Annotated in this window: 17 protein-coding genes; 6 read left to right on the top strand and 11 right to left on the bottom strand. The window is 44.9% G+C overall.

The annotated features are described in order from the left end of the window. Positions 1 to 2: 2 nt before the first annotated feature. Together QUB51_RS13330 and QUB51_RS13325 are read right to left on the bottom strand one after the other, a co-directional pair. A complete protein-coding gene (locus QUB51_RS13330) occupies positions 3 to 581 on the bottom strand; it encodes a DUF6272 family protein (protein WP_333261949.1) in 579 nt (192 codons plus the stop codon). 76 nt (positions 582 to 657) lie between these two features. Further along, positions 658 to 2,637: a SpoIIE family protein phosphatase gene (locus QUB51_RS13325; RefSeq protein WP_333209431.1), complete on the bottom strand. Its 1,980-nt coding sequence runs from the start codon at positions 2,635 to 2,637 to the stop codon at positions 658 to 660. 663 nt (positions 2,638 to 3,300) lie between these two features. On the opposite strand from QUB51_RS13325, the gene QUB51_RS13320 reads away from it, so the two are divergent. Continuing rightward, complete coding sequence (locus QUB51_RS13320; protein ID WP_333054013.1) at positions 3,301 to 3,882, top strand: hypothetical protein; 582 nt, start codon at positions 3,301 to 3,303, stop codon at positions 3,880 to 3,882. Here QUB51_RS13320 and QUB51_RS13315 read toward each other — a convergent pair. Both QUB51_RS13315 and mnmA read right to left on the bottom strand, forming a co-directional pair. Then, positions 3,875 to 4,105, bottom strand: a complete 231-nt coding sequence (locus QUB51_RS13315) for a hypothetical protein (protein ID WP_333209433.1) — start codon at positions 4,103 to 4,105, stop codon at positions 3,875 to 3,877. The two genes, QUB51_RS13320 and QUB51_RS13315, sit on opposite strands and share 8 nt — an antisense overlap. Positions 4,106 to 4,175: 70 nt before the next feature. After that, entirely contained in the window at positions 4,176 to 5,267 is a 1,092-nt protein-coding gene (gene mnmA / locus QUB51_RS13310; RefSeq protein ID WP_333054014.1) for a tRNA 2-thiouridine(34) synthase MnmA, read from the bottom strand. A gap of 114 nt (positions 5,268 to 5,381) precedes the next feature. Here mnmA and QUB51_RS13305 point away from each other — a divergent pair, with 114 nt between their 5' ends. Then, entirely contained in the window at positions 5,382 to 7,067 is a 1,686-nt protein-coding gene (locus tag QUB51_RS13305; RefSeq protein WP_333209436.1) for an NAD(P)H-hydrate dehydratase, read from the top strand. A 517-nt stretch (positions 7,068 to 7,584) separates the two neighbouring features. Next, on the top strand, positions 7,585 to 8,115 hold the full coding sequence (locus QUB51_RS13300; RefSeq protein ID WP_333209438.1) for a peptidoglycan-binding protein: 531 nt from the start codon (positions 7,585 to 7,587) through the stop codon (positions 8,113 to 8,115). Between the two features lie 505 nt (positions 8,116 to 8,620). Here QUB51_RS13300 and QUB51_RS13295 read toward each other — a convergent pair. The 4 genes from QUB51_RS13295 to QUB51_RS13280 all read right to left on the bottom strand — a co-directional run bounded on the left by QUB51_RS13295 (position 8,621) and on the right by QUB51_RS13280 (position 13,355). Then, entirely contained in the window at positions 8,621 to 9,094 is a 474-nt protein-coding gene (locus tag QUB51_RS13295; protein WP_333209439.1) for a TerB family tellurite resistance protein, read from the bottom strand. Positions 9,095 to 9,322: 228 nt separating this feature from the next. Next, positions 9,323 to 11,224, bottom strand: a complete 1,902-nt coding sequence (locus QUB51_RS13290) for a M61 family metallopeptidase (protein WP_333054018.1) — start codon at positions 11,222 to 11,224, stop codon at positions 9,323 to 9,325. Further along, positions 11,221 to 11,901: a Crp/Fnr family transcriptional regulator gene (locus QUB51_RS13285; RefSeq protein ID WP_333054019.1), complete on the bottom strand. Its 681-nt coding sequence runs from the start codon at positions 11,899 to 11,901 to the stop codon at positions 11,221 to 11,223. Before QUB51_RS13285 ends, QUB51_RS13290 begins: the two co-directional genes overlap by 4 nt. 569 nt (positions 11,902 to 12,470) lie before the next feature. Continuing rightward, positions 12,471 to 13,355, bottom strand: coding sequence for an inositol monophosphatase family protein (locus QUB51_RS13280; protein WP_333261952.1), 885 nt, complete (start codon positions 13,353 to 13,355; stop codon positions 12,471 to 12,473). A 587-nt stretch (positions 13,356 to 13,942) separates the two neighbouring features. Here QUB51_RS13280 and QUB51_RS13275 point away from each other — a divergent pair. Beyond that, a complete protein-coding gene (locus QUB51_RS13275) occupies positions 13,943 to 14,995 on the top strand; it encodes a glycosyltransferase family 4 protein (protein WP_333231966.1) in 1,053 nt (350 codons plus the stop codon). A 125-nt stretch (positions 14,996 to 15,120) separates the two neighbouring features. Here QUB51_RS13275 and QUB51_RS13270 read toward each other — a convergent pair whose 3' ends face one another. From QUB51_RS13270 to QUB51_RS13260, 3 genes are all read right to left on the bottom strand, one after another. Then, the gene (locus tag QUB51_RS13270; RefSeq protein ID WP_333209442.1) at positions 15,121 to 17,046 is read right to left on the bottom strand and encodes an alpha-amylase family glycosyl hydrolase; all 1,926 of its coding nucleotides are present in this window, start codon (positions 17,044 to 17,046) and stop codon (positions 15,121 to 15,123) included. Positions 17,047 to 17,334: 288 nt separating this feature from the next. Continuing rightward, positions 17,335 to 18,192: an Rpn family recombination-promoting nuclease/putative transposase gene (locus tag QUB51_RS13265; RefSeq protein WP_333209444.1), complete on the bottom strand. Its 858-nt coding sequence runs from the start codon at positions 18,190 to 18,192 to the stop codon at positions 17,335 to 17,337. 207 nt (positions 18,193 to 18,399) lie between these two features. Further along, positions 18,400 to 18,753, bottom strand: a complete 354-nt coding sequence (locus QUB51_RS13260; protein ID WP_333209446.1) for a hypothetical protein — start codon at positions 18,751 to 18,753, stop codon at positions 18,400 to 18,402. 199 nt (positions 18,754 to 18,952) lie between these two features. Here QUB51_RS13260 and QUB51_RS13255 point away from each other — a divergent pair, with 199 nt between their 5' ends. Then, positions 18,953 to 19,174 carry a hypothetical protein gene (locus QUB51_RS13255; RefSeq protein ID WP_333054024.1) on the top strand — a complete coding sequence of 74 codons (222 nt, stop codon included), beginning with the start codon at positions 18,953 to 18,955 and terminating at the stop codon, positions 19,172 to 19,174. 216 nt (positions 19,175 to 19,390) lie between these two features. Further along, on the top strand, positions 19,391 to 20,395 hold the full coding sequence (locus tag QUB51_RS13250; RefSeq protein WP_333054025.1) for an MvdC/MvdD family ATP grasp protein: 1,005 nt from the start codon (positions 19,391 to 19,393) through the stop codon (positions 20,393 to 20,395). Positions 20,396 to 20,399 lie beyond the last annotated feature (4 nt).

Here is a 20,399-nt window from a genome sequence, read left to right as displayed (position 1 = left end):
GCTTATACTGTTAATTGCACCATAGTTGTCACCGCAATTACTTCCGGGTCTTTGTGCACGGTCTGGAATTTCCAGCCAAGTTTGGCGGTATAATCGGTGAGCATGGTCAACAAACCCAATCCCGAATTGGTACTGTTGTCGTCAGCAGCATTTTTTTCCAACCGCTGAAGGTAAAGTTCGCTTGGCTCCGAGGCCAGCAACTCCTGAATATAAGCCTGAAACTTGTCCACCGCTTGCGGAGAGATGCTGTTAGCCACTGAGACAATCACTCCCTCGCTCTCTAATTGCAGTTTAATATCGATCGGGTAGTCGGAGGTTTCATCATTAAACTTCATGGCATTTTCCAATAACTCGTTGGCAATGTAGCTAACAGCGCTTTTTATTTCAGCTTGTCTTTCAATTGTCGAGGGTTCATCTTGGTTCCCCGGAAAAAAAGTCATCAGGTAATCAGCCAGAAAATCAGCAGACAAACCGTTGTTCCGCCACCGCTGCTTGAGAGGAACCGAACTCGGAGAAAATCCAATTATTAAGTATTCTTGGCTAGCGGGCTGCTCGATGAAATCTCCGAAAATCTGAGTCATATCGATGTGAGAGCTAAAGTTTGAGATGAGGGGATCACTGAATATATTTTAAACTTTAGGAGGGATATTCAAGTAGTTATTTTTGTTTGAGTACCAGCAATGTGATGTCATCAAAAACTTTTTGTTCGCCGATGTGCGATCGCACGTCCTTAATTACAGCGTGCCTAATTTCGGCAGCAGAACGCTGCCAATGAATTTTTATTACCTCAATTAACCTATCTAAACCATAAAGCAGTTTATCCATATTTTTAGCTTCCGTAATCCCGTCAGTGTAAAGCACAACCACATCTCCTGAATGCAAATGCACAATTTTCTCAGCAACAAATTCAGCAATATCTACATCCAGCCCGATCGGGAAACCCAAATCGATTGTATCAAACCGCTCTACACAACCGTTACACCGCACAACAATCATTTCTTCGTGCTGGCCGCTCAACTTCAGCATCCCCTCCTCATAGTCTAGCAAGGCAAGGCTAGCATTTTTGTCGCATTTCATCCGCTGCACGTTATCATAAATTACACTGTTAATAGCACTTAAAAATCTTACTGGGTCTGGTTCATTGTAGGCGAGCAAAGTTCTTACTGCCGTTTGCACCATAATCATTAAAACACCGCTCTCCAATCCGTGTCCCGTCACATCTCCAATGCCAATTTTTACTCTACCTTTGTGTTGGAGTACGTCGTAATAGTCGCCCCCTACTTCCTCAGCAGCTTCCATAAATCCCGCAATATCTAACCCCACAACTTCATTGAGTTCTAAGTCTTTGGGCAGCAGCATCTGCTGAATCTTGCGAGTAACGTCTAGTTCAGCGCTCATTCGCATATTTTCTGCTTTTAGGCGATCGTTGAGAACAGTAATTTCTTGATTTGCACCAACTAAGGCATCGGCAATTTTGTTAAAAGCACCCACAACTTGCCCCAGTTCATCTCTGTTATCCAAAATAATTTTGTGGTCAAGATTGCCGCTTGCCATCTTTTTTGCAGCTTCGTCAAGGACAAACACAGTTTGCATAACGCTTCTATAAAAACTTACAAATAAATAAATAACTATGGCTAAGGTTATTAACACAACAATAGAAATTATGCGTTTCTTGGCAACGAAACTATCAATGCGTTTTTGCAGGAGAAAGTCTAATTCCTTGATAGTTTTATCCCACAGTTCAAAACTATAATTCAGAACTCGATCGCTCCCATCAAGATAGGCAGAATATTCCACTAATGCTGTGGGCTTAATCAGTTTATCTAGTTGCTCAGTTAGCTGCTCTACTACCGAGTTAAAGTTTGTTAAATACTCCCTTAATTTCGGGATCAGATTCCCGTGAGGATTATTGCTAAATCCTACCTCCATATTGATAGCTAAATCCTGATTAATTTCTCTCAATTTGCCTGCCAAAGTAATCAGTTTCGCTCTTTCTTCAGGTGTGGCATCGGAACGCAAGTTTTTTATTTGAGAGATCAGCCTAATCTCTGACAATATTTTTTGGATTTCTGGAAGTTTCAGCAAAGTAGCATCCATCAAATAATAGGTATCTAGATCCGGGTCTAAAATTAGATTAGAAGTATCGCCGACGCGAGCGCTCAGTCTATCAATGTCTGTAGCTAAACGTTGATAGAAAAAATCGTAAGTTTCTAAACTCCAATGGCTGTGGCGAAGTTTGAAATTGTGCCAATCTTGATAAATATTATTAAAATTTTTACTGGAAATTAATGTGTTTCCAAGCTGGCTATCTGTATTAGCTATCGCTTGAAATTTATGATCTATCTTGGCTTTTAAATCTGTTCTGAATTCTGAATTGCTTAAACTAGGATTTAACCTCTGATTCGGATAATTTAAGAGTTGAAGTTTCGGTATATATTCCCTCAACTGGCGCAGTCGCCGCAGGTATTCATTTCCGTAGATTTCTTTTTGGGCAAAATCAACTCTGCTGTTAATTTCGGAAATTAGCAGGTACATGACCAAGGTTAACGGTATTGCAAATAGAAAACCAATTAAGGTAAATTTTTGAGGATAGCTCAGCCGATTCATTAAATGGATTCCCAGGGATTTTCTGTTCATAATCGATAGATTTTAAGAATATTGTACTAAAAAAGTAGCGATCGCTACTAAAGTAGTTGCGGGGACGATCGCTCTAGAAAACCCGAATGCTAATATAATTAATCAGCGATAAGCTGTGGATCATTTAAACCAGTAACGAGGCTTGTAGGTGCGTCAGGAGTAAACACTTACGCGCTTATGCGAGAAACAATTCTGTAATGACGCACCCTACTATCCTCTTTTAAATGCCGAACAGCTTAGCTGATTTAATTTCTAATGCGTTTTCGTCCAGTGGCAACAATTTTTGTGGCATCCCTGTGATATCCTTGGCTGAGCTCGCCTCCCCCAGTCTAAAACACGTTTAGCAGTTTTGGAACGAAGAATAGTAATTTGTACTGAGATTCGGGGGCAGGAGTAGAGGCTTTTAAGAATATTTACTTAAGCATAAATTTTTCTTAATACCCGGAGACAACAAGTAAAAATTAAGTAATAACTGGGTAGTGCAAGTTTCCTGAAACACAACTGCCGACAGCGAGTAGAAAATACTTGCCCCCCACGCACCAGCAGTCAAATCGGTTCTGCACAAAGGAACCAATAGCACCAGCAATAGTGTCTAAATAAGTATCTGCAGTTGAGTGTTCAGGAGCGATCGCGCATTGTGTAAAGTGAGGCAGAGGGCATATTATGAAAAGAATCTCCCAAAATAAATTTCAAAAAAATAAAAACCGAGACCAAAAGCAGCCCAATCCAGTAATCTTGGCTTTGGTGCTCACAGGAATTCTGGTATGGGAAATGTATCCGGCACTAAGACACACCGCAGCAGCTAACGCGGGCGCCATCAAAGATTCCCTTGCCCAGTTGGAAAGGCAACAGCAGCAAACCGCGCAGCAATTTTCCTCAGCCGCAGTGCCCCAAAACATCAGCTATTCGGTATTGGCACTCGATACTCTCACTTCCGAACCGGGGAATTTTGCCGAGGGTACGCGCAAAAATCCCCCGAAGCAATTGCCCGCAACCGTAGCAGAAGCAGTTCGCCGAGAGTTGTCGGACTCCACTGGCATTGCTGCTGACAAGTTGAAAGTAACTGAATCAAGCGGACAAAGTTGGCCGAATACTTGTTTAGGACTCGCGAAAGCGGATGAAATTTGCGGTCAAATGATTGTCGAAGGTTGGCGGGTTGTGGTTTCTGATGGTAGGCAAACTTGGGTTTACCGCACTAATGTTAGGGGAAATGTGTTGCGTTTGGAAAAAAAGTTACCTAGGTAAATGTACGTGAAAGGAAATATAAGTTTCCTTTTGGAACAGGCTTTTCGGCCTGTTCCACAAAGAGTGAATTTTCTTGTGGGCTTCTGGGAACAGGCTTTTCGGCCTGTTCCACAAAGAGTGAGTTTTTTTGTAGGTGGGTATCACAAGCAGGCTTTTCGGCCTGTTCCACAAAGAGTGAAGTTTCTTGTGGGCTTCTGGGAACAGGCTTTTCGGCCTGTTCCACAAAGAGTGAATTTTCTTGTGGGAAGTTTCTTGTGGGGAGTAGGGGTTGGGCTTCTAGCCCGCCCCTTGCCTTAATTTGGGACTTGGTTTCTTTCGATAATGCCACCGCCCAACAGCACATCGCCGTCATACCAAACAGCCGCTTGTCCGGGGGTAATGCTCAACTGCGGTTCGTCAAAAATCAACTTAACTCTTGTACCGCCGACTTTTTCCTCTGCTTGGGATGGTTCCACAGGAATAATTGTAGCGGGGACGGGGCGCGATCGATATCGAATCTGTACCTGAGCCCGAATCGGAGTCGTCGGTGCAGCTACAGAAACCCAATTCACTTTCTGGACTGTACATTCAGATTCTACTGCCAACTGTCGATCGCCCACAATTACCCGATTGCCAGCAGCATCAAGTTCAATCACATACAGCGGTTCCGGTGCAGCAATCCCAAGTCCTTTCCGCTGGCCGATGGTGTAGTGGTGAACACCGTCATGCTGTCCGAGCACCCGCCCTGACTTGTCCACAATGTCACCCTTTTGTGGCGCAATGTACTTATCCAGAAAAGCCCGCATCGAACCGTTACTTTCCACCAAGCACAAATCCTGACTTTCCGGCTTATCCGCAGTTGTCAAGCCAAATTCTGCCGCGATTCTGCGAGTTTCTGTCTTGGTAATTTCCCCCAAAGGAAACTCCGTACCCGCCAACAAATCCTGTGTTAGATCGTACAGGAAATAAGACTGATCTTTCGCAGGGTCGATCGCCCGCAGCAACTGATAGCGACCAGTAGCAGCATCGTAAGTAATCCTAGCGTAGTGGCCTGTAGCGATTTTTTCAATTCCGAGTTCTTCGCGAGCAAACTTAAGCATCGGCCCGAACTTCACAGTTTTATTGCACTGCGAACAAGGCAGAGGTGTAACTCCTGCACTGTAACCCTCCACCAAATAATCAATAATACTTGCCTGAAAGACCTCGCGGCTGTCAACAATGTGGTGGGGAACGCCCAAATCTTCGCAAATTTTAGCGGCATCGACCATTCCCTCAGAGCAGCACTGGCCTTTGCCCTTCATCAACCACAGCGTTAAACCCACCACTTCATATCCTTGATGGTGTAAAATTGCGGCTGCTGCGGAACTATCGACCCCGCCGGAGAGGCCTACAACAATCTTGTTCATGGTTGGGGAGAAATTGCTATTTTACTGTTACTTTGTTCGATCGAGCTAATTTATTATACCACAAGTATACTACAAATTGCCACTGCTGCTGTTAGCTGAAATTTTAGCATTAATATGACCATTCAAAAATTTGTTGTCACCGCCGACCAAATGCGGCAAATAGAAACGAGAATTTTTGCTGCGGGAATGCCAGTCGCAGCTTTAATGGAAAAAGTCGCGGGACTGATTGCTAGACGCATTCAGCAGCTTTTGAAAGCGGAAGGAAGTTCGGCAACTAGCAGTGTACGGGATTTAACGGATAGAAGGAAAAGGGAAGAAGGGAAAAAGCTTGTTAATTCTCTATTGCCAGTTATCGGCGTATTGGTTGGGCCCGGACACAACGGCGGCGATGCTTTGGTTGTTGCCCGCGAATTGCACTTTCAAGGGTTCCAAGTAGTTATTTACTGCCCGTTTTCTAAACTTAAGGAACTCACGAAAACTCACGCTGATTATGCGCGTTCTTTAAATATTCCATTTATTGATAAAGTTGAAGGGCTGAAAAACTGTGAGTTGCTCGTAGATGGTTTATTTGGATTTGGATTAGAACGAGAAATTACTAACGCTAGCGCAGCAGCTATTGACGAAATAAATAATTTAAATATACCAATTTTAAGTATAGACATTCCTTCGGGAATTCATACAGATACCGGAGAAGTTTTGGGGACGGCAATTAGGGCAAAACATACATTATGTTTGGGATTGTGGAAAATGGCATTTCTGCAAGACAGAGCGTTAGAATATATCGGCATTTCCGAATTAATTGATTTTGATATTCCCACAGCAGATATTGCAGCAATATTGGGCGAAACGCCAGCAATACAACGCATTACAAAAGCCTCGGCAACTCAGCATTTGCCGTTACCCCGATCGCCAATTTCGCACAAATATACCAACGGTAACATACTAATTATTGCAGGTTCCCGCCGCTACAGCGGAGCAGCAATTTTGGCAGCCTTGGGAGCAAGAGCAAGCGGCATCGGAATGCTATCCATTGCTGTTCCTGAGTCGCTTAAACCGATGTTGAGCTGTCAGTTGCCAGAGGCATTAGTTATAGGATGTCCCGAAACCCAAAGCGGTGCAATTAGCGAGTTACCAGTAGCAATTGATTTGAGTTCTTATGATGCGATCGCCGCAGGGCCAGGTCTGACATTGGAAGCGGCAATAGCTGTAGAATCTGTACTGGAGAGCGATCGACCTCTGGTTTTAGATGCTGACGGTTTAAATATCCTCGCTCAACTCGGCACAGTCCCGATTTTGTCCGAACGCTCAGCACTGACAATTATCACGCCTCATCCGGGCGAATTCAAGCGTTTATTTCCCGAATTAGCCGACGAAACCGGCGACGATCGAATTGCCGCAAGTCAAGCAGCAGCTCAGCTTTGCGGTGCAACGATATTGCTCAAAGGAGCCAGAGTGTGCATAAGTTGGAAGGATGAGGGCGATTCCCTACGGGATAGCTACGCTTCACGTACCATCACCTACCTCAATCCCGAAAGCACTCCAGCCCTCGCCAGAGGCGGCAGCGGCGACGTTCTCACAGGCTTGTTAGGGGGACTATTAGCAAGTGCGATCGCCCGCAAATCCCCCCCCAAATCAGTTGCTGTAACAGCAGCTTGGTGGCACGCTCAAGCCGGAATCATGGCTGCTAAAGAACGGACGGAATTAGGAGTAGATGCCTTTACTTTGACACAGTATTTAATTCCAACATTGCGAGAATTTGCTAAGGATCGTGGATTAAATAACTTCCGTAGGTTGGGTTGAGGAACGAAACCCAACAATCAAGCGTGGCGTTGGGTGGAGTGAAACGGAGGGTTCGTTCCACGGGCCCAACCTACAAAAAATGCAAGTTATTTAATTCTCATTCCTAAGTAAACAATCGACATGAGTTGGTAGAGTGCGTACCCCCCATCTTTGTATTGGGTAGGTGTGCACCGCGCACCTTAGCCCTTGGTTTGTATTGACAACGGAAGTCCTCATAAAGATATTACAACTTGCATTCCTTACGACTGACATCTTGCAGCAATATCAATAAGAGGATTTTTCGTGGGGTCGGGCGGGTTTATAGAACCTATTTGCAAGCTTTAAGGCTGTTGGCGAACCCGCCCCTACGGCTAATTGAGAATGGTGCAATATCTCAGTTACGACAAACCAACGGGTAACTCAAACGAGCGACACTCACATGAGTGACACTCTAAAAAGTGACTGTGCATCCACAAATCCCACCAGTTATACCTGAAATATCAAACACCAAAACTTAAATATTGAGAGGAACCACATTATGTACACCGAAGAAAGAAGCTTGAACAATGAAACTATGGCTCTTGTCGCCGATACTACTGCTCAATCAACTCTGGCATTTGCTGAAACCACTGGAGTAAACAAACCGACTTTGCAAAGGGGTTCAACAGGTCAAGCTGTCAAGGAACTACAACAGCTTCTATTTCATTGGGGTTATTATTTCGGGTCGATTGACGGTATTTTCGGCGTCCAAGTTTACAACGGGGTCATAGGCTATCAACACCGCGTCTTTTTAAAAGAAGATGGGATTGTCGGCCCTCTCACTTGGGAAGCACTATACTCTGGTGCACCTGTGAATATGCCGATCGTCATGAAGGGCAGTTCTGGTAATGCTGTTAAAATTGTTCAGAATGTCTTGAAAATCAATGGATACTATTTCGGATTCATTGACGGATTATTCGGGCCGATGACAAATGTAGCAGTGCGACAATTGCAACTGAGCATGGCTTTACCGCAAGATGGAATTGTCGGCTACAGAACTTGGCACGCCCTCAGCAAGTTACCGCACTAATGACTGGTTGGATTCATATCAATTCCGGTTGTACGAGCGAAATGACTGTTGACTGTTGACTCGATTTTATTATTCTGATGCAACCGGAAACGATATCACTTTCAGTAATCGCAAAAAATCTGTAGATCAATTAGGGATTTAGGCTTTGCCTAAGTCCCTAATTCTCGTTAAGGGTAAGGCAGCGCGCGGGAATGGCGATTGATTCCCTGCGGGATAGCTTCGCTTCACGCAAATTCTGTTACCGTTCCAGGCGATGAAAAATATTCTCGACTTTTCCGTGTTTTTTTGTTAGTATATCTTAGGAAATTGGGAGCCACAATCCGGTTTATTTCCCTTCTGATTTAGTTGTAAATAGTTGCACTCAGAAAAATATTATTTCGATACTTACCTAACAAGACTTACCGATGGCAGGCTTATTCCCGGTTTCTACGAAAAATTCCAGGTTGAGTAACGAGAAATCTAGAAATCAACCGGGTTTTTAAGCCAAGCGCACGCAAGTCCCGAACTAGCCTTTGATGAACTTTTCTAATTTTTGAGCCATCTTCTCGACAATTCCCTCTGAAGTATCTGCAGCCGATGATTCAGCTTCAATACGCTTGACCACATCCTCTGAAAGATTCAGCAACTGCACTAATTTTTGATAAGCTGCGGCTTCTTCAGCGTTAATTTTTGGTTCATCGGGAGTGCGAGAACTAGATGAAATCACTTCATAGCCTAGTTGCAAGACTAATTCCTTTTCATCTTGAGTTTCTAGTTGGCCGATCAACTCGTCAAGGGGGATATTTTGCATGATGTAATCCCGCAGTTCTTGTTGCATTTGTTGTCCGTCGGTATCTGGGGCAAACAAACGACAAAAGCGATCGAGCATTAAATTAACTTCTTCTGTGGCGAGTTCGCCGTCAGCCCAGGCCATAGAAGCAACAATTCTCAGCAGATTCATTTGGCGGGGCGTAATTGATGGAGGAGGTGGGGTTTGCATAATCAAAATGGGTAATTGGTAATATTAATTCCGGTGCAACCGGAATTATTGTTGACTGTTGACTGTTGACTGTTGACTGTTGACTGTTAACTGTCAGTCGAAAAACTGAATGATAGTTGAGTATTGACGGGTGATTCAATTTTACCAGGAGGATGCTAGCGGAATTGGGAATTGGGAATTGAGCTTGATTTCTTCTGGTCTTTTCTTTCCCGTTCACCTTCTGTTAGGTCACAATTTCGATAAAGGAACTCCCAGCCATCCAGTAAAGTTTTGTTTCTGAATAGCAGTGGGCTGTTCCACCGGCACGATCGAGTAACGCATCGGGCGCGGCGGGGCGAGAGTAACAGGACAAGTCCGCAGTTCGTCTTGGTGAAAAACTGTCACCGAGACGATATCCCCAGGCTTGAAATCTTTTAGTCTCTCGCCCGCTTGTTCAGAATTTACACGAAAACCTTCGATCGCCAGCAACTCGTCCCCAGCATCAATTCCGGCCAATTGTGCCGGAGATCCTACTTCGACAAATTTAACCATTTCCCGCCCGTTTTCCGTTCCCAACGTCCAACCGATGCGAGGTATTTCGCTAGTTTCAGTTGCGGTGAGTTCCAGCCCGAAAGGTTCCAGATATTTGTTGTAAGGCAACTCTTCTGTGCCGTCTATATAGCGCGCGAAAAAGTCGCTCAAATCGATGCCGGCGACGGACTCGATCGCACTTTGCAACTGTTCTGGAGTAAAGCCTATTTCTGCGGGTAGCGAAGGAGAATTTAAGTGTCCGTTTGAGGTTAAATGCGCCGATTTGCCGTCTGTTTCCGACTTCAGGTCAAAATCGCCGTTTTGGGCAGAATTAGCATTGCCAAACTTCTGCCACATCAAACGCATCACGTCGTCGAGCGATCGCTCATTGCCGTGTTTGGCGCGAATCAACAAATCGAGCAAAAACGAAACAACTTCCCCTTTCAAATAATAGGAAATCTGCGAGTTGTCGCTGTTAGAATCCCGGCGATAAAGTTTAATCCAAGCATCCCAGCTCGACTCGCTCACAGGCTGTACACTCCGCCCCGGAGTCGTCTGCAAGCGAGTAATTTCCTTAGCCATACCTTGGAAAAAACCTTTCACGCTGTAGAGACCTGAGCGAAAAGGAATCACCAAATCGTAATAACTTGTAGTGCCTTCAGAGAACCATAAAGAAGGAGTATAATTCTCTTTTTCGTAGTCAAATACTTCGAGAGCTTTCGGTCGAATGCGCTTGACATTCCACAGGTGAAAAAACTCGTGAGCTACCAACTGAATAAAGCGTTCATACTTTTCCTTAGCCCGAAAACCAAAACGCGGATAGTTGAGAGTGCAACTCTCCTTGTGTTCCAAACCGCCAAAACCAGAGCCGGACAAATGTAGGAAAAACACATAGCGTTCGTAAGGCAAACCGCCGAACATTTTTGCCTCAACTTCGATCACTTTTTGGATGTCTCGAATCGTGCGATCGGGTTCTAAATTGCCTTTCCCCCAAACAACTAGCTGGTGGGGTTTTCCCATCACTTCAAACTCGTACACTTCGTGACAGCCAATCTCAAAAGGACTATCGACAAGGGTATCAAAATCCGCAGCAGCGAAAGTAAGATTTTGGCCAGAAACAGGCGGCAAAGTAGTAACGGTGCGCCATTCCGGCTGCGGCGGCACAACGGTTACGGTGTAGCAGTTGCTCTCAAAACCGGGCAAGAAAAAGCACAAAGCCGCCGGATTGAAATAACCGTGAGTCGAGTCTAAATGATTGGTTCGCACTGTCAGTTCGTTGGCAAAAATGCGGTAGCGAACCGTGATATCTGACACCGAATCGGTCTCGATTTGCCAGTGATTTTTGCTGAGCTTGCGCCAAGGTAAAGCTCGATCGCCCGATAGCGAGCTAAAATCTTGCAGGTGGCGGGCGTACTCTCGAACCAAGTAAGAACCGGGAGTCCAGACAGGCATTTTTAAATCCAGAACCGACTCCGACCAACCTTGCACGCGCAAAGTTACTTCAAAGAGATGGGATTCAGGATTGGGCATCGCCACCGAATATTGAATTGTCGGTGCTGTTAGTTGCCCCTCACGGTTGCCGGCAGCGGACGAGGTATCCAAAGAAGTAACATCAGTCATTGACTTGCCAAATTAATCAAGTGCTTGAGGTTGAGCAAATGGATAGTTTGGTGGTCTGGATCGATTTTGATCCAACCTTTACTATCGAGTTTTTCCATAATTTTGCTGGTTTCATCTAGGGTGATATCTGTGACATCAGCTAAGTCTTCATAAGGAATATTGAAGATATCTTTGCCCTCAGCAGTTTTCTGACCGTAGTTTTCTGCCAGCTCGACTAAAGTATTTGCTAGTTTAACCGCAGGCTGGCGGTTTCGGAGTTGATAGCGGAGATTGGTTTGGCGGAGTCGCCGCACCATCAGTTGCAGCATCCGGTGGTGCAATTGCGGGTCTTTAAACAGGGTTTGGATAAATCGCTGAGCTGTGACGCTGAGAAGTCGCACGGGCGATAGAGCAAGTACGTCATTCGATCGGGGAGATTCGTCCAGAATGGCCATTTCGCCGAAGAAGGCACCCCGTCCTAAAATAGCCATTGATACAGCTCGATCGTTTGACAAGCGGCGGACTTTTACCCAGCCAGACACGACAAAGTAAATCGCGTTGCCCCAAGAATCCTCCATCACCACAGCTCGGCCCGGGGGATACTCATGCTTGACGGCATTTGATAGCAGCCCTCCCAAGGTTTCTGGGTTAGCACCCTTAAATAGAGGGAATAGCTCACTGAAAGCTTCTGTCTTCATCAAAAAAATGGGTAGAAACTCCGTCCTTCTAGGACGGCTTTATATTGTCTTTTTTTGATTACTACCGCCTTGGGACTGGTTGGCGGGAGTGTGCTTTTGTGTTGCACTTTCAGCGGGACAATTACCGCCTCAAACTTCCCAGCCCTGTACGCATAGTGTTTTGCTCTTTCGAGCCTCCCTTTCGGGGTGATGTTAGCCTGCGCCTTGGTTTAGTGAGCTTGTTGGGCCCAAAGCACTGCCCCAGTGACATTAGGGCTGTTTAACCTTCAGCGACAGAGCCCAAAACTGGCTTCGCATTCAAGGAGTGTCGTGACTCAAAAAACGTAGTCAGTTAAGACGCAAGGCCCGTCAGAATGGCTTGTCAGATTACTCTTCCAAGCCTCACGCCGTCGGGGCTGAGGTTCCTGACGCAAACTCGCGGAGGTGGAAAATATGATTAGGCGACACCCAACAGCTAGGGAAAGATCGATGTTTGGGAACACAAACAATCCGTTGCTCCTTTAATTGATCATAAGGGTGGACAGGCCCGGTTCACGTAAAATTGGCAGATTCTTTAATCTTAAACGGGTTTACAAGCCTGCCACTGCCTTTTGAACTTTACCCAACAGAGGTTCTATGTATTCCGGCCAGCCGATCGCGATTGACTGCCTGTGGGCCAGAGTTTCCGGCTCGATCGCATCTTTACTCCACCTCAGCGGTTGACCTTGCAAGTCGCAACAAACCAATCCGGCTGCTTTTGCTAAAGCCAAAGGGCCGGCGGTATCCCACACTTTAACTCTGCCGTTGAGATACAGGTACAAACCAGCTCGACCGAAGATAACTTCCATAACTTTTAAGCCAAAGCTGCCCAGCGAGTAAAATTCTGCGCCGGGGATGCTTTGGGCGATCGCCAGGGCGTAGTTTTTCTGGTCTTTGTCTCCGAGAATAATTTTACAATTTTCCGCTGTCGGAGCCGGGGGTTTGCATAGGGCGATCGGCTGTGGCGCTTCGGTTCCGACACTTTGGAACAATCCCCAATCTTTGCCGCCAAAATACATTTGGTCAAAAGCCGGGGCGTAGAGCCAGCCGGCCACCGGGTTCCCTTCCAGCAGCAGCCCCACCATGGAAGCGTAGTGCAGTTTTCCCCGAATAAATTCTTCAGTCCCGTCGAGGGGATCGATGCACCAGAGGCGCTGGTAATTGGCGCAGTAAGCTGTTCTGGAGGCGACGTTTTCCTCGGTGATCCTGCCGTCTTCAGGAAACAAAGCGCTAAATGCTGCCGATAGTTGTCGGTCTAGGTATTGATCGATACTCGTCACGTAGTCGTTGGGCCCTTTCTCGGAAACTTCAAAAGGTTCGGCTGCTAGCTTGTAAGCTTCTTGACCGCACTCGCGCAGGGTGTAGCGAATTTTTTGGTCTTGCTCTGGAGAAATATACATGAGGTTAAACATAAATTCTTTAGCTAACTTCAGCATAAAAGCTTAAGTCCTTGGAATCGATCGGCGCGTGTCATTCGATTTTAGATTTTAGATTTTAGATTTTGGATTGACTTGCGCGAGATCAATTCGGGGGACGCAAGGATTTGAGATTTTAGATTTTGGATTGATTTGCGCGAGATAAATCACGTGGCGGTACCATCTAGAAATTCTTGGTCACTGTTTTTGATTCGTACAGGATTTGGGCGCGGGTGTCGATAAACCCGGTTTCCTAACCGTCAGCGCGGTTGCGATACAAGCCCCAGACAGGATCGATCTGATGTGCTGCACCATTGTCAATAATCCTTTTACAAACAGGCTTTCCGGCCTGTTCCACAAGAAATTTATCTTTTGTAGAACGGGCCCCAGAGCCCGTTCTTGAGAATGGTGCAAGATGTGAGATTGATGGAAATCAAAAAAATTTACACATGAGGGAGAACCCCCCAGATTTTTCTAAAATCTAAAATCTAAAATCTAAAATCTAAAATCGACCGATCGATCGTACCAGCACTTTCAACAGCAGAGGATAGAATCTTCAGAGGTTAGATAATTTGTGCCAGCACCAGAATAAATATAAGGAGAATACTTTGAAATACCATTTGGCATTAGGTCGCAAAATAGACCTAGATGGAATTGACCGCGATGCACAACTAGGCAAATGTCCTCGCCACGTCCTGCGGGCCCTCAGAGAGAGCTTAAATGCCACCGTTCACGCCCCGGATGGCGAAGCGATCTCGTTGAGCGACAAGCTGCGATCGAAAATTTCTTCTAAACCCGAACATTGGGCCGCCGCGCGCAAATTGTCCGAGCAAGTCAGCAGCGACGACGTGATATTTTGTAACGGCGAGGACATTGGCATTCCAGTGGCGGCGGTTTGCGGGGCTAAGCCCGATCGCCCGAAAATTGTTGTACATTTCCACAATATCGATCGGCTGCGCGGCCGCGTCGCCCTGAAACTATTTGGTTTGGCTGACAAAATTGACGTGTTCATGGCTTGCGCCAGCCCTCAAACTGACTTCCTCCGCAGTTATTTAGCTTTACCTGAATCCCGGATTTTAGTGCATCTAGACCAGACAGACACTAAGTTTTTCACACCCGGCCCCGTTTCTGGCGATAAAAAGCGACAAACGATTGTTAGCGTCGGGTTAGAAAAGCGCGACTACCGACTCCTAGCAGCAGCAACTGCTGACTTAGATGTTGACGTAAAAATTAGCGGTTTTTCTAAAGATGCCAAAGCTTTATCGCAAGCTTTCCCCGATACTATGCCAGAAAATATGTCCCGCAAGTTCTACGAATGGCCGGATTTAGTGCAGCTTTATCGCGATGCAGACGTAATTGCAGTTTGTTTGGCGGAAAATAAATATGCTGCTGGAGTGCAGGGTTTGCTAGAAGCAATGGCCTGCAAGCGGCCGGTCGTCATTACTCGGACTCAAGGTATGGTCGATTATTTAGCCACCCCGGATATTGCCAAAGTGGTAGATGTGGGAGATGCAGCAGGTTTGCGCGAGGCGATCGTCCATTTGCTTTCAAATCCTCAAGAAGCTGAATCTCAAGCGCAGCGGGGGTACGAAATGGTTGTGAACCAGCACAGCAGCGAACCTTATGTCGATGTTTTAGCCCAGAAGCTGCGATCGCTTTAAACTCGTAATATCAGCAACGGGATCTCCGGCCCGTTCCACAAAACAGAAACTTGGTTGTGGAACAGACCGGAGAGCCTGTTGATTAAAAACTGGTAAAACAAGCCGGAAAGCCTGTTGATTAAAAATCACGACTCGCGTCCACTCGCCCACTTATCCCGCCATTTCACAGTCCCTTCCGAAACTAAAACCCAGCGGCGACAAACCAGGTTTTCTCGCAGCGGCGACAGTCCTTCCCGTAGCAGCGCATACTTATAAGAAATCAACTTCCCCGCACTTTCATTAAAAGGAATTTCCCCAAACCAAGTATTAGTATTGATATACTCCAAGGGGTAGCCCTTACTAATATCCCAATTCCCCAACTCAGGGCAATCTCCAATCACCACAATTCTTTCCCCAGGCTGAGTTCTAACGCTGTTAAGCTGCGCCCGCACAATAGTTTTCGCCTTAACTCGTTCTCCGACGCGACTAAAAATCATTACTTCCCGCGAACCCAACTCTAAATTATACAGCATCCCGTCTTTAACTTCAAACTTGCGGCGCGATAAAACCTCCGTATGCTCTCCATCAGGCAACTCAGTATCCACCTCTTTAAGTGTCACAGAATTGCCACGATTCATCGCTACAAACACCACAGAATCGCGATAGCGGCGCACGTAACAATAAACATCAGGAGTTAGATACTTTTGCCACTGACTCCCCATCGAAATAGCTGGATTCAGCCGTCGCAATCCCGACAGCAAACGCACATCTCGGTAAATCGGCGCATCATTATCCCACTTTTCCATCATCGGGCGGTTGTAAGGGTCATTCCCCCCATCTGTATCATCGTGCAGATACTGTTCAGTGCCGTAATAAATGCAGGGAATACCGCGAGTCGTCATAATTAAACATATCGCCAAATGCAGCATTTCTGGATCGGGATTCAACGACTGAAACCTCGGCATATCGTGGTTGTCAATAAAAGTAATTAACTCCGTCGCCCCGTAGTAGCGGTGATCCAAATTCAGGACATCTTGGACTAACTTAAATCCCGCGCCCGCACCCTTCCCCAATACTTCTCGAATTGCCACGCACAGACCAAAATCTAAAATAGTCATCCCCGACTCGTTGGCAAATTCCACAGAACGATCGTTTCTAGGGTCGCTGTAAATCCATTCGCCAAAAATGAAAACATCAGGTCTGTGTGTTAAAATGTCAGCATTAAATTCCTGCCAAAACCAAATAGGCATATGCTTGACTGTATCAACCCGCAAAGCATCAACACCTCTGTCTAGCCATTGTTTAATTGCTGATTTAATGTAATTGCGGTAGGCAATATTGTTTTCGTTGAAAGTTGCTAAACCCGACAGTTCGCAGTTTTGGACTTGCCATTCGTCTTCCCAGTTTGTGACTTCGCCGTAGTGGTGATACCAGTCATCTTCATCGTCGTTAAAGTCAGCTATTTTTACGCCGTCGTCGTAGAGTTCCCCTTTTTTACCGCTAAAATCTGGGTTGCTGTGATTGCAGACAATATCGAGCACGAGTTTCATGTTTCGCTGGTGCAACTCGTATACTAATTTGTCAAATACGGTATCTTTAGTTTCTTGTGTTTGGTTGATAGAAGGATTGTCGCCTGTGGCAATGAAGCGGGGATTTAGTCGCTTGAAATCTTTAGTCCAGTAGCCGTGAATTGCAGCTTGTTCGACAAATAATGCTTCAACTTGCTCGAACAGTGGAGTCAGCCAAACTGCGCTAACTCCCATATCTTTTAAGTAATCGAGTTTGTCGATAACTCCCTGCAAATCGCCGCCCCAATATCTGCCCCAATCTTTGCCTTCTGGATCGTAAAGTTCTGGGTTAGGGCCTTCGTTATTTGCGGGATCGCCGTCGTAAAAGCGATCGACTACAATAAAATAAATTGTTTCTTGTCGGAATTCAATGTCTCTGGTGTAGAGGAACTCTAAATCGATTTCGCTTTCTGGCTTAACTTCTTCTACCAGAGACTCAATTTTTTCTTCTGGTTCGCTAACTTCGTATTGAGAAGAAGTTTGATTGGGAGTGACTGATGTCATGAGATGTATTTTTTTTTATTGTAAGATTGGTCAGTTATTCGGAGCTAGAGTCGGAGATAGCTTTCCCATCTGACTGACTTTTACAGCATCATACGGAATTTACTGGTTTAATGAAATCTTCCTTTAGAGAGAGGGCAGACTCATCCTTGAACATTAAGTGGATGAGAGTTAATATTTGGCTTCATTCTCAGTCAAAGAGGCAGAGACTCAAAAACCTGTGCTACCAGGCCGATCCTAGTAGGGATAAAAGGTAGAGTAATTGTGCTATCGTACTTTTTCCCTTCCTTTCTATTCCTCCCGCAAGTTTTGGATATCTTCAACGCTCAAACCAGTAGTTTGACTGATTGTTTGATTGTCAAGTACATTGAGAAGTTGCCTAGCAATTTCCAGAGCTTTTTCTCTCATTCCTTGCTGAATTCCTTGCTGAATTCCTTCTTCAATTCCCTTTCGCAAGATTCCCTGCTGATCCAGAATATACCTTTCGCGTGCTTCTAAATCTGCCAACTCTTCTGGATTCAAGTTAGTTTCATTAGCAATAGCAAAAGCTTGCTGTATTTCCGACACTGTTTGCATTGTTTGCGGTATCACTTCCAAACTGGGAGCATTTTTCATAAAATAAACCCACTTATCAGTCAAAGTTTCTAATTCATCCAATTGTTTGTTAAATTTGGGTAACTCGATAAATATCAGTTCTATCTCAGGATCGACATAATCAAATAAACGCTTTTTCTCCTTGAACACAAAGTGAGAAATTACTTCTCGGTCATTGTCTAACATTTCAAAATCGGTAATTGTCAAAGCAATTACAGGTTTTAACTTAAAGTAACCTTCACCGCGAATTAGTTGAGTTGAGTAAGTTTTCGCAGCATTGTAAACCACCCGTTTCGCAAAAGATTCTACATTTAAAACTTGCATCTCGATAATTACAGTTTCGCCTCCTGCAAGTCTGGCTTTGACATCCAGGTAAGAGTCTTTGAGATACTGTACTCTTGATGCTAAATACGGGTCGATGATTTCTAGGTCGGCGATGGTGGGGTTGCCATCATAAATCATGGCATTGAGAAAGCTGATTAAGATTGGTTTGCTTTGATTGGAACCGAATATTTTTTTGAAGGCAAAATCGGTTTTGGGGTTAATGAATCTCATGGTGATTTTTCGTTTTCTGAGCTTTTTAACGATTCAATCTATCTGGTAATCAGGAGCAAAACATTCTTATTCTGTCAAATCGACTTGTCGAATCTCTTCTAGCGTCATATCCAAGCATTGCGCGATCTGCTCGTCGCTCAAACCGACGGCTTGCAAGCGTTTAATCGCCTCCATTTTCGCCCGCTGCTTTCCCCGCAAAAACTCAGGCTACTCTTCCTGCGATGTGCAGACATTCAGCGCTCCGATTAAATGACCACGAGCAACATGATTGCCACTAATGACGCTTCCAGTAACATTGCTAATCCTGGACTTCCGAATCAGTGCCGATCGCAAATTTAACTTATTAACCTCTTCTCCAAAAGCATCAGAGAACAACTCCCATAGCTCGTAGCCCACATCTTTAGCATAACCCTCAGTACAATTCAGCGCTTGGGCAATATCGCCATACTTTTGCCGCTTCAAAACGCCCTCAATCACACCAACTTGCATATCATCTAAATGCTTGCCAGTTTTCGCAAAGACCACTTCATCTGCAAAAGCCAGTGCTTCCTTAACGTTCACCCGCGCCTCCTCACAATATCCGAGCGATCGAACTAAAACCGTCTAGATCCGACTATTTTCGCCTTGAATACAAAAACGATTAAAGCTTTATCAAAACTTTTTATATTATACGACTTTATCCGACCTTTTTCGACTATACAAATTAATTGGCAAGCTGTAGCATTGTGAAAGTAAAACAATCGCTCAAAAAGACTAACTTATGACGACTACCCAACTCGCTCTAGACAAAAAAGCAAATCCTTTGATGATGCACCTGAGCATCTTGCCCAAGTACGGCATCACCGCCGAGGAGACTTTTAGCTACGATCCCACCACGCAGACCTCCAACATCACCTCCATGAGTGGCTCCTGGTGTAATCGCAGTGGCTCCACTGTTAGGCAGTTTGACGAGAATGATGATGACCAGCAAGAGGACGACTAGAATTTGCTCTGGCTAAGGTCGTCTTTTGCTTGCCATCTGATTTCTTGAAAGACCTGCATGAATTTTTGCATGACAGGTCTTTCACTGTCAATTTTATTTCAATTGGTTTGGTTGTGATACCCGTTTCCAAAAATAATGCAATCCCCTATAAGATCCAAACCCATACAGAATCCGTAATTTTTCATCTCAAATCTCAAATCTAAAATATAAAATAGTATGACAGACCTTTTAATCGTGACTTCCGAGACAGACATTCATGCAGATGTCGTTATCAACGAATTGCAAAAATCAAATATTCGAGCAATTCGATTGAATTCAGAAAGTTTTATAAAAAAAAGCAAATATGCTTACTCGTGGCAAGCTTCGGGCAATCCCAGTCAAAGTTTTTTGTCTTTTGAAGACTCTTTGAGAGAAGTTCAAGATGTTGGCGTGATTTGGTGGCGAAAACCAGAAGATTATCAAGTGTTTCCAGAAGTTGATGATGCTTGGGCAATCAAGTATTGTCAAGAAGAAACAGAATCTTTAATGTACTCTCTGTCTGGCTTATATCCCAAAGCGAGGTGGGTCAATAACTACTACAAAATTAGATTGCCTTCCCATCGCATCAATCAGATTCCAATTGCTCAAAAACTGGGAATTACTATCCCTCCAACACTCGTAACCAATTCCTACGATGCTGCTTGCAACTTTGTGACACAACAGGGTAAGTGCATTGTCAAACCGATGCGCTACTCTGGATTCCTACATGATGAAAAGCAGTATGCTTGCTATACTCGCCCCATTGATGTAGAAACACTTGAAGCATTTCGAGAGAGCATTCGATTAGCGCCTGTTTTTATTCAAAAACGCATTCAAAAGAAGGCAGAATATCGCGTTACATTAATCGGCAAGCATGATTTTGTCTGTCGCATTGATGCCAAACATATCAACGATTCAGATGTGACTTTAGATTGGCGCGTCACCGAACCGGATAAACTCGTTCACGTTCCCGACAATTTGCCGATCGACTATCTCAACAAACTTCATCAAATGCTTGACGAATTTGGTTTGAATTTTGGTGCATTCGATATCATTCGCGATGAGGACGACACGCTCTATTTTATCGAACTCAATCCTAACGGACAGTGGTATTGGATCGAAATTCTCACTAAAATGCCTATGGTTCGCGCAATGGTGGAACTCATCGAAGATTTAGCGCTTCAATATCAACAGGATTGCTGAATAT

This window comes from Microcoleus sp. AT8-A3 (assembly GCF_036705675.1).
Lineage (GTDB): Bacteria > Cyanobacteriota > Cyanobacteriia > Cyanobacteriales > Microcoleaceae > Microcoleus.
Note: the sequence above shows the minus strand (reverse complement) of the source record. Positions and strands in the feature narration are given on the sequence as shown.

Excerpts from the sequence above, each read along its gene's own strand:
- QUB51_RS13330 (WP_333261949.1), bottom strand. The coding sequence starts at position 581 with ATGACTCAGATTTTCGGAGATTTCATCGAGCAGCCCGCTAGCCAAGAA.
- QUB51_RS13325 (WP_333209431.1), bottom strand. The coding sequence starts at position 2,637 with ATGAACAGAAAATCCCTGGGAATCCATTTAATGAATCGGCTGAGCTAT.
- QUB51_RS13320 (WP_333054013.1), top strand. The coding sequence starts at position 3,301 with ATGAAAAGAATCTCCCAAAATAAATTTCAAAAAAATAAAAACCGAGAC.
- mnmA (WP_333054014.1), bottom strand. The coding sequence starts at position 5,267 with ATGAACAAGATTGTTGTAGGCCTCTCCGGCGGGGTCGATAGTTCCGCA.
- QUB51_RS13305 (WP_333209436.1), top strand. The coding sequence starts at position 5,382 with ATGACCATTCAAAAATTTGTTGTCACCGCCGACCAAATGCGGCAAATA.
- QUB51_RS13300 (WP_333209438.1), top strand. The coding sequence starts at position 7,585 with ATGTACACCGAAGAAAGAAGCTTGAACAATGAAACTATGGCTCTTGTC.
- QUB51_RS13295 (WP_333209439.1), bottom strand. The coding sequence starts at position 9,094 with ATGCAAACCCCACCTCCTCCATCAATTACGCCCCGCCAAATGAATCTG.
- QUB51_RS13290 (WP_333054018.1), bottom strand. The coding sequence starts at position 11,224 with ATGACTGATGTTACTTCTTTGGATACCTCGTCCGCTGCCGGCAACCGT.
- QUB51_RS13285 (WP_333054019.1), bottom strand. The coding sequence starts at position 11,901 with ATGAAGACAGAAGCTTTCAGTGAGCTATTCCCTCTATTTAAGGGTGCT.
- QUB51_RS13280 (WP_333261952.1), bottom strand. The coding sequence starts at position 13,355 with ATGCTGAAGTTAGCTAAAGAATTTATGTTTAACCTCATGTATATTTCT.
- QUB51_RS13270 (WP_333209442.1), bottom strand. The coding sequence starts at position 17,046 with ATGACATCAGTCACTCCCAATCAAACTTCTTCTCAATACGAAGTTAGC.
- QUB51_RS13265 (WP_333209444.1), bottom strand. The coding sequence starts at position 18,192 with ATGAGATTCATTAACCCCAAAACCGATTTTGCCTTCAAAAAAATATTC.
- QUB51_RS13255 (WP_333054024.1), top strand. The coding sequence starts at position 18,953 with ATGACGACTACCCAACTCGCTCTAGACAAAAAAGCAAATCCTTTGATG.
- QUB51_RS13250 (WP_333054025.1), top strand. The coding sequence starts at position 19,391 with ATGACAGACCTTTTAATCGTGACTTCCGAGACAGACATTCATGCAGAT.